This is a genomic window from Novosphingobium arvoryzae (genome assembly GCF_014652615.1).
Lineage (GTDB): Bacteria > Pseudomonadota > Alphaproteobacteria > Sphingomonadales > Sphingomonadaceae > Novosphingobium > Novosphingobium arvoryzae.
The window spans coordinates 59937-72376 of the sequence record NZ_BMZD01000007.1 but is presented as its reverse complement, the minus strand read 5'-3'; the positions used below and the strand labels follow the sequence as shown (position 1 = coordinate 72376).

Genomic DNA, 12440 nt, shown 5'->3' with positions numbered 1-12440 from the left:
GTTCGGCCCGGCCGCGGGTTAAGCGGTGGTTCAAGGATCGGGCTTATAGAACCGGGGTCGATGCAACCAGCCGTGTACCTTCTGGCGCCGCTAGCGCTCCTGCTGCCAGGCGTGGCGGCGGAGCCGGACGTCCCGGTTGAACCGGCGGCTGAACTGGCCGGCATCTCTGGCCCGGTTTCGCGCCCCGAAACGGCCATGCCCGAAACCTTGTCCGAAATCGCCGAAAGTTTCCGCCCGCGCAGCGCGCAGCAGGTGCGGATCGAGCAGCGCGTCACCATCCGCATCAGTCCGCGCGCCGCGCCGCTGCCGATGATGCCCTCGGCGCTGGCCGATCTGGACGGCGGCCGGCGCGGCGAGCCGCGCTTTATCGAGCGCAAGATGGGCAAGTGCCTTGCGCTCAACGGGATCGCCGGTGTGCAGGCCGGTCCGCGCAACAAGCTGATGCTGATGCTGCGCGATGGCCGGGTGGTCAGCGCCACGCTAGACAAGGCCTGCCAGGGGCGGGACTACTACTCCGGCTTCCTCGTCGCCAAGAACGCCGACGGAATGCTGTGCACCGGGCGCGATGAACTGCTCTCGCGCAGCGGCTCCAACTGCAAGGTCAGCGGGTTTCGCCAGATCGTCGAGGTTGACGACTGAAATCTGGCGGCGCGCCGGATTTCTTGACTTTCACGGCCCTTTGCGCCTAGGGCCGGACATTCGCGCAAGCGGCTTCATGTCCTTGCTGCGGAGCGCACGGCCAAACGGCCTGCGCCCCTGATTTTTCCGGATATTGTAGTACGCTTATGACATTTGCCGATCTCGGCCTTTCTGATGAATTGGTGCAGGCGGTTTCCGCCAAGGGATATGACACGCCGACGCCGATCCAGGCGCAGGCCATTCCCCAGGTCCTCATGATGCGCGATCTGGTCGCCATCGCCCAGACGGGGACGGGCAAGACCGCCAGCTTCGTGCTGCCGATGATCGACATCCTAGCCCACGGCCGCCGCCGCGCGATGATGCCGCGCAGCCTGATCCTGGAGCCCACCCGCGAACTCGCCGCGCAGGTCGCCGAAAACTTCGAAGCCTATGGCAAGAACCACGACCTGAAGATGGCGCTGCTGATCGGCGGCGTGCAGATGGGCGATCAGGTCAAGGCGCTGAATGAAGGCGTCGACGTGCTGATCGCCACGCCGGGCCGCCTGATGGACCTGTTCGAGCGCGGCAAGATCCTGCTGACCGGCTGCGACCTGCTGGTGATCGACGAAGCGGACCGGATGCTCGACATGGGCTTCATCCCGGATATCGAGACGATCTGTTCCAAGCTGCCGGCCCAGCGCCAGACGCTGCTGTTTTCGGCCACGATGCCGCCGCCGATCAAGAAGCTGGCGGACAAGTTCCTGACCAACCCCAAGTCGATCGAAGTGGCCCGTCCGGCCACGGCCAACACCAACATCGCCCAGCACAAGGTGAAGGTTGAAGTCCGCAAGAAGCGCGAGTTGCTGCGCCACCTGCTGCGGACCGACAACGTCTCCACCGCGATCGTGTTCTGCAATCGCAAGACCACGGTGCGCGAACTGGCGAAAAGCCTGAAGCAGCACGGCTTTGCCGCCGGGGAAATCCACGGCGACATGGACCAGTCCTCGCGCATTGCCGAGCTGGACCGGTTCAAGGACGGGTCGATCAACATCCTCGTCGCGTCCGACGTCGCCGCGCGCGGGCTGGACGTGAAGGGGGTGAGCCACGTGTTCAACTTCGACACGCCCTGGCACCCGGATGACTATGTCCACCGCATCGGCCGCACGGGCCGCGCAGGTGCGACGGGCCGGGCCTTCACCTTCGTGTCGGATGCCGATGCCGAAGCGATCGACAATGTCGAAAAGCTGACCGGCATGAAGATTCCGGTCTATGAAATGGCCGCCGAAGCCAAGGCGGAACGCGCGCCCCGCGCCGAGCGGGCCGATGCCGAACCCCGCGAAGAACGCCCCCGCCGCGAACGAGCGCCCCGCAAGGCGCGCGAAGCCGCGGAGGAACGGCCGGTGCGCGAAGAACGGCCCGCCCGTGAAGAGCGCGCGCCGCGCGAGGAACGGGGGCCGCACCGGGAACGCGCAGCCCAGCCGCCGCGCGAAGACCGCGCGCCGCGCCGCGACCGCCGTTATGACAACGAACCGCCCAGCGCTCCGGGCGAATGGAACGGCCCGGTTCCCGGCTTCCTGAACGTCTCGGCTCTGTAAAACTTCCTCCCCGCGTCAGGGAGGAAGCTTACTCCGCCAGCTTGACGAAGCTGTCGATCACGCGCTTGCGCCCCGCAGTTTCGAAGTCGATCTCCAGCTTGTTGCCTTCCTGCGCGGCGACCGTGCCGTAGCCGAACTTGTCGTGGAATACCCGCGCGCCGAGGCTTACGTCGCGGCGGGGTTTGGCGGCGAAGCTGGCGGCGCTGCGGCCGGGTTCGGGCAGGCGGCGTGGGACCGGGTCGAACTCGCGCGTCGAGGCGCGCTGCCAGCCGGGGCCGCGGTGCGATCCGCGCGCGGCGGCATCGCGCGCGACATGGGCGAAGGGATCGCTGTTTTCCGACCATTGCGCCCGCCACAGCGATGCTCCGCCGGACAGGGTGGTTTCCTGCTCCACATGGTCTTCGGGCATTTCGGCGATGAACCGGCTGGGGATCGAGCTGGTCCACTGGCCATAGATCCGCCGGTTGGCCGCGTGCAGGATCGTGCAGCGCCGCCGCGCGCGGGTGATCGCGACATAGGCGAGGCGGCGCTCCTCCTCCAGGCTGGCAAGGCCGCCTTCGTCGAGTGCGCGCTGCGAGGGGAACACGCCTTCTTCCCAGCCGACCAGGAACACGTTGTCGAATTCCAGCCCCTTGGCGGCGTGGATGGTCATGATGGTGACCTTGTCGGCATCGTCGGCCTTGTCGTTGTCCATCACCAGGCTGACGTGTTCGAGGAAGTCGCCCAGCGTTTCGTATTCTTCCATCGCGCGGGCGAGTTCGGTCAGGTTTTCCAGCCGGCCGGCGCTTTCGGCGGTTTTTTCGGCCTGCAGTGCGGCGGTGTAGCCGCTTTCGTCCAGCAGGGTGCGGACCAGTTCGGCGGGCGCGGTGACCTTGGCCAGATCGCGCCAGCGCGCCACATCGCGCATCAGCGCCAGCAGCGTGTTGCGCGCGCGGGCCGGCAGCTCATCGGTATCGGTGATTTCCACCGCCGCAAGGCTCAGCGGCACGCCGCGCGCGCGGGCGTGGCGGTGGATCTTCTCCAGCGTCTTGTCGCCCAGTCCGCGCTTGGGGGTGTTGTAGATCCGTTCGAACGCCAGGTCGTCGCTCGGCTGCGCAACCAGCCGCAGATAGGCCAGCGCATCGCGGATTTCGGCGCGCTCATAGAAGCGGAAGCCGCCGATGATCTTGTAGGCCATGCCGATGGCGATGAACCGGTCTTCGATCTCGCGCGTCTGGAACTGCGCGCGCACGAGGATCGCGATCTGGCTGAGCGGGGCACCCTCGCGCTCCAGCCGCTCGATCTCGTCACCGACCCGGCGGGCTTCCTCCGGGCCGTCCCACACGCCGATCACGCGGACCTTGTCGCCACCGTTGAGCGCCGTCCACAGCGTCTTGCCCAGCCGTTCGCTGTTGGCATCGATCAGCCCGGACGCGGCCGCCAGGATGTGCGGGGTGGAGCGGTAGTTCTGTTCCAGCCGGATCACTTTCGCGCCGGGAAAATCCTTTTCGAACCGCAGGATATTAGCCACTTCTGCGCCGCGCCATGAATAGATCGACTGGTCGTCGTCGCCCACCACGCAGATGTTCTTGTGGCCCTGCGCCAGCAATCGCAGCCACAGGTACTGGACCTGATTGGTGTCCTGGTATTCGTCCACCATCACGTATTTGAAGCGGCGCTGATACTGCTCCAGCACGTCGCGGTGGGTGCGCAGAATGTTGAGCATGTGCAGCAGCAGATCGCCGAAATCGCAGGCGTTGAGCGCCTTCAGCCGGTCCTGATAAAGCTGGTAGAACCGCTGCCCCTTGCCGTTGGCATAGGCCTCGTTCTCCAGTGCATCGAGATCGCCGGGGTTCAGCCCCTTGTTCTTCCAGCGATCGATGCAGCCGGCCAGCTGGCGCGCGGGCCAGCGCTTTTCGTCCAGCCCCTCGGCCTGAATCAGCTGTTTCAGCAGGCGCAGCTGATCGTCGGTATCGATGATCGTGAAGTTCGATTGCAGCCCGACCAGTTCGGCATGGCGGCGCAGCAGCTTGGCGGCGATGGAGTGGAACGTGCCGAGCCAGGGCATCCCTTCCACCGCCGGGCCGACCAGGTGGCCGACGCGTTCGCGCATTTCGCGCGCGGCCTTGTTGGTGAAGGTGACGCATAGGATCTCGCTGGGCCAGGCCCGCCGGGTCCGCACGATCTGCGCCAGCCGCGCGGTGAGCGCTGCGGTCTTGCCCGTGCCCGCGCCCGCCAGCATCAGCACCGGCCCTTCGGTGGTGAGCACGGCTTCGCGCTGCGGATCGTTCAGGCCGTCTAGCAGCGGGTCGGGATTGGATTCGGGGAACTGTGACACGCGCGAACAACTAGGGAACATCGCCGCGCGGCGCAAGTGCGCGGGATTGACAGGCCGCGCGCCAGCCGCAAGGCATCGTGGCCATGCATCCGATCCGCCAGCATTCGCGCGTTCTGACCGCCAGCCTCGTCGGCACAGCGGTCGAATTCTATGACTTCTACATCTACGCGACCGCCGCCGCGCTGGTGTTCGGGCCGCTGTTCTTCCCGGCGGAATCGGCGGCGGCGCAGACGCTGTTTGCCTTCATGAGCTTTGGCATCGCCTTCATCGCGCGGCCCGTGGGGGCGATCGCGTTCGGGCATTTCGGGGACCGGATCGGGCGCAAGTCGACGCTGGTGGCGTCGCTGCTGCTGATGGGCGCATCGACACTGCTCATCGCCTTCCTGCCGACGTACGCCATGGCGGGGTGGATCGCCCCGGCGCTACTGTGTGTGCTGCGGTTCGGGCAAGGGTTTGGCCTTGGCGGCGAATGGGGCGGGGCGGCGCTGCTGGCGGTGGAAAACGCGCCCAAGGGCTGGGAAGCCCGGTTCGGCTCCGCGCCGCAGCTGGGCGCGCCGGTCGGCTTTCTGGCTGCCAATGGCCTGTTTCTGCTGCTGGGGCTGGGCCTCAGCGAGGCGGACTTTGCCGCGTGGGGCTGGCGCATTCCGTTTCTGGCGAGTGCGGCGCTGGTCGGGATCGGGCTGTGGGTGCGGCTGAAAATCGGCGAGACGCCCGCGTTCCGCGAAGCGCTGGAGCACGCGCCGCCGCCCGCCGTGCCGCTGTGGGAAATGCGCCATCACCTCGGCGCGCTGCTGGCCGGGACGGCGGGCGTGGTCGCCTGCTTTGCGATCTTCTACCTCGCCACGGCCTATGCGCTGGCGCAGGGCACCGGGCCGCTGGGCCATAGCCGCGAAACGTTCCTGTCGGTCCAGCTGGCGGCGAACTTCTTCCTGGCGTTCGGGATCATCGCGGCGGCGGTGCTGGCCGACAAGCGATCCGCCCGGCTCTCGCTGGGGCTGGGGGCGGCGGCAACGGTGCTGCTGGGGTTCGTGTTCGGCCCCGGCCTGGCCGCCGGGTCGCTCTGGACGGTGTTCGCCACGCTGGCGGCGGCGCTGTTCATCATGGGCTTCGCCTATGGCCCGCTGGGCGCATGGCTACCGACGCTGTTCCCGGTGCGGGTGCGTTACAGCGGGATTTCGATCGCGTTCAACGGCGGCGGGATCATCGGCGGCGCGCTGACCCCGATCATCGCGCAACTGCTGGCGGCGGGCGGGCAGAGCGCGCAGGCCGGGTGGCTGCTCTCGGCCGCCGGGGTGCTGACCCTTGCCGGGGTTATTCTGGCGCGGCCGGTGCTTTCCGCAGCAAGGTGATCTTCGCCTTGCCGACCTTGCGTTCGGCCTCAACCTCCAGCCCGCGCACCTTGGCGTCTTCGGTATGGGCGGTTTCGAGGCTGATCCAGGTCGCATCGCCGATCCAGCCGAGCCGCTGCAACTTGTCGAGCGCCACTGCGCCCGCGCCGGTGCCATAAGGCGGATCGAGCAGGATCAGGTCGAGCGGCGCCTTGGCCGGGCCGAGCGTCAGCACGGAACTCGCCCGCACATCGCTGCTGGCCTGCGCGTGAAGGTTGGCGATGTTGGCGCGCAGTGCGCGGATCGCGGGGGCGTCCTGCTCCACGAAGATGCAGCTGGCCGCGCCGCGCGACAGGGCTTCCAGCCCCAGCGCGCCCGAACCGGCGAACAGGTCCGCCACGGCCAGCCCGTCAAAGCTGCCGAGCCGGCTTTGCAGCATCGAGAACAGCGTTTCGCGGGTGCGATCCGATGTGGGGCGGGTGGTTTCGCCCTGCGGTGCGTTCAACTTGCGCCCGCGCCATTGCCCGGCAATGATCCTCATTTGCGCGGGCCCGGACGCGTGGGGCGGCCGGTCGGCTTGCCACCGGGGCGACCATCCGGCTTGCGCGCACCGGAACGGACGGGTTTGCCATCGCCGCGCGGCGGACGGGCGTCGACCCAGTCGGCGCGGGTTTCGCGGCGCGGGGTGCGGTTTTCCGGGCGGGCGGCGCGCTCATTGCTGCGGGCATCGGTGCGGGCATTGCTTCTACCATCTGGCCGCTTGTCGCCACCAGCAGGCCGGGCCCACGGGGGCATCTCATCGCCCAGCGCCGCGCGGCCGTCAGTGCGCGGGGGACGGGCGCTGCCACGGGCGGGGCGCTCGTCCGAGCGCGCGGGGCGACCTTCGGACCGGACCGGGCGGGCATCGTCACGCACCGGACGGGCGCTGCGGCGGCCTTGGGGCGCGGCATCACGCACCGTTCCGCCCTTGACCCAGGTCGACTTCGGCCTGGCCGGGGTGGTGTGCGGGTTGGGGTTGCTTTCGCGCGGGGCGGTCTTGAGCGACTTGCGGAACTTTTCCAGATCGACCTGGCGGATCTCGATCGCCTGCCCGCGCGGCAGGTCAAGCAGCTCGAACGGACCATAGGACACGCGCAGCAGGCGGCTGACTTCCAGCCCCAGGTGTTCCAGTACGCGCCGCACTTCGCGGTTCTTGCCTTCGGTCAGGGTCACTTCGATCCACTGGTTGCGCCCGGTGCGGCGTTCCATGTTGGCGTCGATCTTGCCGTAATGCATCCCGTCGATGGTCACGCCCTCGATCAGTTCTTCCAGCTGGTTCTGGGTCACGTCGCCATAAGTGCGGGCGCGATACTTGCGCGGGATGCCGCTGCTGGGCAGTTCCAGCTGGCGCTTGAATTCACCGTCGTTGGTCAGCAGCAGCAGGCCCTCGGTGTTAAGGTCCAGCCGCCCGACCGGCATCAGCCGCGGCGTGCCCGGCGGCAGCGCGTTGCGCAGCGCGGTATAGATCGTGGGACGCCCCGTGGGATCGCGCTCTGCCGTGATGAGGCCATCGGGCTTGTGGAACAGGAACAGGCGGGTGGGTTCGGGCGCTTTCACCGGCTTGCCGTCCACCGTCACGCCTTTCAGGCTGGTCAGGATCGTGGCGGGGGTGGTGACGAGTTCGTCGTTCAGCCGGATCCGGCCTTCCTCGATCATCCGCTCGATCTCGCGGCGCGAGGCGATACCGGCACGGGCGAGCAGCTTGGCGATCCGGTCGCCGGACTTTTCGGGAGTGGGGGAGTTCATCTGCGCCCCATACGCGAGGCGCAGGCTTTCGTCACCCCTTCGCCGCCTGCTCGCCCAGCGCCAGCTGTTCGAGACAGATTTCATGGAACCGGCGAATGCCGCCTTCCAGCGTGCCGAGCGTCAGTTCCGGCACCGCGCCGGTTGCCAGGCCCTGCTGGCCCAGCGCGGCGGCGCGGAAGTCCTCGCTGCCGAACACCCCGCCGTCGAGCAGTTGCCAGCTGCGTTGCCAGTGGTCGCGCGCCTTGTCGGTCTGCGGGGCTTCGGGGATCAGCATGAAATCCTCCACCAGCGTGCGGTCATGCCCCTGCGGCATCAGCGTCATCACGTTGATGTAGTCCGGGCTGATCACCAGCACCGTGCCGGGGAACAGCTGATAGGCGAACGTGCCGGTACGGCGCAGCACGGCCATGTCGGTCAGGTCCAGCCCGTCCAGTTCCGCCGCGCGGCCGACCAGGCTGCGCTGGTGCGGACCGATCTGGTCGCCGCTGGTCACCCCATCCTTGAAGAACGGGCCGATCGTGGCCGCATGGAGCCGGGCGACGTGGTAGCTTTCGAGGAACGCATCCATGATCAGCTTCCAGTTCGACGCGACATCGTGCGTGCGGCGCGCGAACAGGTGGAGGTCGGCCATCGCGAACCGGTCGAAATCCTCGCCGAGGGTAATGGCGTCGCTGAAGTCCGCGCCGGGGACCGGGGCAAACCAGATCAGCCCGCCCGCTTCGACGCTGGGCAGTTCGGCCAGGCCATAGTCGGCCTTGTCCAGCCCCGGAAAAGTATCCGGGCGCGGCAGCGCGAGCAGCCGCCCATCGGTGGCATAGGTCCACGCGTGATAGGGGCAGGTCATCCGTTTGGCGCAAACGGCGTCCTGCCCTTCGACCAGCCGGGTGCCGCGGTGGCGGCAGACGTTAAGCAACACGTGAACCTGCCCGTCACCATCGCGCGTCAGCAGCAGGGGGCGCCCGGTGGCATCGTGCGGGACGACCGTATTCGGCCCCGGCAGCAGGGCCGAAGGTGCCAGCACTTGCGGCAGGCGGCCAAACAGCAATGCCTGTTCGCGCTGCCAGTGCGCGGGGTCGGTATAGACGCTGGCGGGGACGCGGGTCATGCGCGCCTCGCTGCGGGTGCATCCATCGGCAATGGCGCGGGCCAGTGCCAGCTGGCCGGGGGTGGGCGACCCGCCGGGAACTGTGGTTATCCTCTCCATGGGGACTTTCCTCTTTAGGGGGCTAGGCATACCGCGTTTCGGCGCTAGGTTCGCGCAAAATCAGCGAATTGATGGGGCGCTTCATGTCGACGACACTTCTGATCCTGCTTGCCGTAGCGGCAGGTATCGTGATTTTTGGTCGGCGCGTTGCGGCGCTGCGGCCCTATCTGGAAAAGGAAGCGGTCGCCGCGTTGTTGCTGGGCGTCTCGTCCGGCTTTCCTTTCGCGATGATCGGCGCGACGCTGACGACTCGACTGGCGCAGGACGGGATCGACAAGAAGACCGTCACGGCCTTCACTCTGGCGTTCCTGGTCTATAACCTGAAATTCCTGTGGGCCTGGGTAGTGGACGGCGTGCGCCTGCCGCTGTTGTGGCGGCTGGGTCAGCGGGTGTCGTGGATGCTGGTGGCCGGGGTGCTGGTCATGGCGGCGGTCGCCAATCTGGCGCTGGTCGATCCCAAGGCGGACATTGCCTGGACCGCGACCTGCGCGATTCTGGTCGGCATGGCGGGCGCGACGTTCGATATCGTGATCGACGCCTACCGGATCGAAACGCTGAAGCCCCACCAGCTCGGCACGGGGTCGGGCATGTCGCAATATGGCTGGCGCATCGGCTCGGCGGGCGCGGGTGCGCTCGCGCTGGTGGTGTCGGCGCGCTACGGCTGGGACATCGGCTATCTCGCCTGCGCCGCCTTTGCCTTGCCGGCGATGGGCGTGGCGCTGGTGCTGGGCGAACCGGCGCGGCACCGGGATCCGGTGGCGCGCAAGGGGCTGGGCGAAGCGTTCCGCTCGATCACCGGGCCGTTCGCGGAATTCTTCCAGCGCCAGGGTGCGCTGCTCGTGCTGCTGTTCATCCTCGTCCACAAGATCGGTGACACGCTGGCCAACCTGACCTTCCGCCTGCTGTTCGACGACCTGGGCTTCTCCAACGACGAAATCGCGATCTACGATGTTGGCGTGGGCTTCTGGGCGCTGCTGATCGGGGTGTTCATTGGCGGGATCATCTATGAAAAGCTGGGCCTGAAACGCTCGGTCCTGATCGCGCTGGTGCTGATGGGCATTTCCAACTTCAGCTTCGCGCTGCTGGCCGGGGCGGGCCATTCCAACCTGGGCATGGCCGCGGCGATCGGGTTCGAGAACCTGGCGAGCGGCTATGGCGGGGTAGTGCTGGTGGCCTACTTCTCGGCGCTGTGCGACTTGCGCTTTACCGCCGCGCAATATGCGCTGATCTCGGCGGGGACCAGCGTGGTTGGCCGGTTCGTGACCGGCACCACGGCGGGCGCGCTGATCGAGGGGATGGGCTACGTCAATTTCTACCTGCTCACCACGCTGCTGGCGGTGCCGGGGATCGTGTTGTTCTGGTGGATGAGCCGCAGCGGGTTGATCGACGCGGCGATGGGAACAGCCGGGGACGAGGAGCCTAATCGGGAAACTCGGCATTGAGCCGCAGGACTTCGCCCGCAAGGTAAAGCGACCCGGCAATCAGCACATCGCCCTCGGGCGGCAGCGCGGCGAGGGCGGCTGACACATCGGCAAAGGGCCGCACCGGCAGGTCCGAATGCGCGGCGAAGTCTTTCGGCGCGTGGGCTTCATGCCCCGGCGCGGGGACAACCGACAGGCTGAGCAGCTTGCCGCGCAAGGGCGCGACGATGGCGGCCGGGTCCTTGCTGGAGAGCATCCCCGTAATGAGGTGGAACGGCGCGGTCCCGGCAAAGTGGCGGGCGATGGCAAGGCCAGCGTCGACGTTATGCCCGCCGTCCAGCCAGACCTTGCGGCCCGGCGCCAGCGCGGTCAGCGGCCCTTCGCCCAGCAGTTGCAGCCGCGCGGGCCAGCGCGCGGCGCGGATGCCCGCGGCCATGGCCTCTGGCGATACCGTCACTTGTGACTGGTGGCGCAGCATGGCGACGGCCAGCGCAGCGTTGTCGGCCTGATGCGTGCCGGCGAGGGTGGGCAGGGGCAGGGTCAGTTCACCCTGCCGGTCGCGGTAGCGGATCGTATCGCCCACCTCGGCGAACCAGTCGAGATCGCGCAATGCCGTCTTCGCGCCGACCCGCATCGCGTGTTCGATCACGGTGCGGGTGACGTCTGCCGGATAGGCCTGCGTCACCAGCGGCACGCCGGGGCGGGCGATCCCGGCCTTCTCGAACGCGATCCGGCAGAGCGGAACGGTGGGGACACCCTCTTCCGGGGCGAGCAGGAAGGCTTCGTGGTCGATCCCCAGCGTGGCGATTCCGCAGGCGGCTTGCCCGTCCAGCACGTTGGTCGCATCGAACCGCCCGCCCAGACCGACCTCGATCACGCAGACATCGGCGGGCACGCGGTGGAACGCCAGAAAGGTGGCCGCCGTGGTCACTTCGAAGAAGCTGGGGGCAAGGTCTGCGCCCAGATCGAGCACTTCTTGCAGCAGGTCGGCCAGCAGCTCGTCATCGACCAGCTTGCCGGCAATCCGCAGCCGCTCGTTATAGCGCACCAGATGCGGCTTGGTCGCGGCATGGACCGTCAGCCCCTGTGCCTCCAGCATGGCGCGCAGATAGGCGCAGGTGCTGCCCTTGCCGTTGGTGCCCGCGACATGAAACACAGGGGGCAATGCGGCCTGCGGATTGCCAAGCCGATCCAGCAGGGCGTGGATCACCTCCAGCCCGATCCGCCCTTGCGGCAGGCTTAGCGCGCCCAGCCGGTCCAACTGCGCCTGGACGCGCGGATTTTCCGAGATGGCGAAGTCGCGCATCGCGCTGCTCGCTCAGGCCGCCTTGGCCGCGCCCAGATAATCCAGCACGGTGGCCAGCCTGGCCTTCAGGTCGCGGCGATGGACGACCATGTCGATCATGCCGTGTTCCAGCAGATATTCGGCGCGCTGGAACCCTTCCGGCAGCTTTTCGCGGATCGTGTCCTGGATCACGCGCTGGCCGGCGAAGCCGATCAGGCAGCCGGGCTCGGCAATCTGCACATCGCCCAGCATGGCATAGCTGGCAGTGACGCCGCCGGTGGTCGGATCGGTCAGCACGACGATATAGGGCAGTCCGGCGCGGTTCAGGCGGCTGACCGCGACCGTGGTCTTGGGCATCTGCATGAGCGAGAGGATGCCTTCCTGCATCCGCGCGCCGCCCGCGGCGGTGCAGATCACATAGGCGCACTTTTCCTTCAGCGCGCGGTCAACGCCCGCGACGAACGCCGCGCCCACGGCCATGCCCATCGACCCGCCCATGAAGGCAAAGTCCTGCACGCCCAGCACCGCCTTGTGCCCGCCGATCTTGCCCAGCGCGTTGGTCAGCGCATCGGGGTGCGGGTTGGCGAGGCGTGCGGCCTTCAGCCGGTCGGGGTACTTCTTGCTGTCGCGGAACTTCAGCGGGTCTTCCTTCACCTTGGGCGAAGGCAGGATTTCAAAGCCCGCGTCCAGCAACTGCGCAAAGCGCGCATCGGCGCCGATGCGGCCGTGATGCTCACAGCGCGGGCAGACGCTCAGGTTGTCCTCGTACTCCTTCGTGAAGAGCATTTCCTTGCACGAAGGGCACTTGACCCACAGGTTGTCAGGCGTGTCCCGCTTCGTGGTGAAGGGGAGCGAATTGCGAACGCGGTCGATCCAGCTCATGTCGG

At 67.6% G+C, this 12440-nt stretch carries 10 protein-coding genes; 4 read left to right on the top strand and 6 right to left on the bottom strand.

Features of this window, described 5'->3' with window-relative positions:
• Positions 1 to 60 precede the first annotated feature (60 nt).
• Positions 61 to 639 carry a hypothetical protein gene (locus tag IE113_RS13475; protein ID WP_189542360.1) on the top strand — a complete coding sequence of 193 codons (579 nt, stop codon included), beginning with the start codon at positions 61 to 63 and terminating at the stop codon, positions 637 to 639.
• 146 nt (positions 640 to 785) lie between these two features.
• Positions 786 to 2213 carry a DEAD/DEAH box helicase gene (locus tag IE113_RS13470; RefSeq protein ID WP_189542358.1) on the top strand — a complete coding sequence of 476 codons (1428 nt, stop codon included), beginning with the start codon at positions 786 to 788 and terminating at the stop codon, positions 2211 to 2213.
• 28 nt (positions 2214 to 2241) lie between these two features.
• Here IE113_RS13470 and IE113_RS13465 read toward each other — a convergent pair whose 3' ends face one another.
• On the bottom strand, positions 2242 to 4530 hold the full coding sequence (locus tag IE113_RS13465) for an ATP-dependent helicase (protein WP_229822451.1): 2289 nt from the start codon (positions 4528 to 4530) through the stop codon (positions 2242 to 2244).
• Between the two features lie 83 nt (positions 4531 to 4613).
• Between IE113_RS13465 and IE113_RS13460 the strand changes: the two genes are divergently transcribed.
• Complete coding sequence (locus tag IE113_RS13460) at positions 4614 to 5879, top strand: MFS transporter (protein ID WP_189542355.1); 1266 nt, start codon at positions 4614 to 4616, stop codon at positions 5877 to 5879.
• On the opposite strand, the gene rsmD is transcribed toward IE113_RS13460, so the two are convergent.
• Genes rsmD through IE113_RS13445 form a run of 3 tightly spaced genes read right to left on the bottom strand, consistent with a single transcriptional unit; the run spans position 5842 to position 8847 of the window.
• Positions 5842 to 6399 (bottom strand): 16S rRNA (guanine(966)-N(2))-methyltransferase RsmD, encoded by a 558-nt coding sequence (gene rsmD / locus IE113_RS13455; RefSeq protein ID WP_189542353.1) that lies wholly within the window; start codon positions 6397 to 6399, stop codon positions 5842 to 5844. The genes IE113_RS13460 and rsmD overlap by 38 nt on opposite strands.
• On the bottom strand, positions 6396 to 7643 hold the full coding sequence (locus IE113_RS13450; protein ID WP_189542351.1) for a pseudouridine synthase: 1248 nt from the start codon (positions 7641 to 7643) through the stop codon (positions 6396 to 6398). The genes rsmD and IE113_RS13450 overlap by 4 nt, the downstream gene beginning before the upstream one ends.
• Positions 7644 to 7674: 31 nt before the next feature.
• On the bottom strand, positions 7675 to 8847 hold the full coding sequence (locus IE113_RS13445) for an aromatic ring-hydroxylating oxygenase subunit alpha (protein WP_189542349.1): 1173 nt from the start codon (positions 8845 to 8847) through the stop codon (positions 7675 to 7677).
• 83 nt (positions 8848 to 8930) lie between these two features.
• Here IE113_RS13445 and IE113_RS13440 point away from each other — a divergent pair, with 83 nt between their 5' ends.
• Positions 8931 to 10289 (top strand): AmpG family muropeptide MFS transporter, encoded by a 1359-nt coding sequence (locus tag IE113_RS13440; protein WP_189542348.1) that lies wholly within the window; start codon positions 8931 to 8933, stop codon positions 10287 to 10289.
• Here IE113_RS13440 and IE113_RS13435 read toward each other — a convergent pair.
• On the bottom strand, positions 10267 to 11574 hold the full coding sequence (locus IE113_RS13435) for a bifunctional folylpolyglutamate synthase/dihydrofolate synthase (RefSeq protein WP_189542347.1): 1308 nt from the start codon (positions 11572 to 11574) through the stop codon (positions 10267 to 10269). The two genes, IE113_RS13440 and IE113_RS13435, sit on opposite strands and share 23 nt — an antisense overlap.
• A gap of 12 nt (positions 11575 to 11586) precedes the next feature.
• Positions 11587 to 12435, bottom strand: coding sequence for an acetyl-CoA carboxylase, carboxyltransferase subunit beta (gene accD, locus IE113_RS13430; RefSeq protein WP_189542346.1), 849 nt, complete (start codon positions 12433 to 12435; stop codon positions 11587 to 11589).
• Positions 12436 to 12440: the final 5 nt, after the last annotated feature.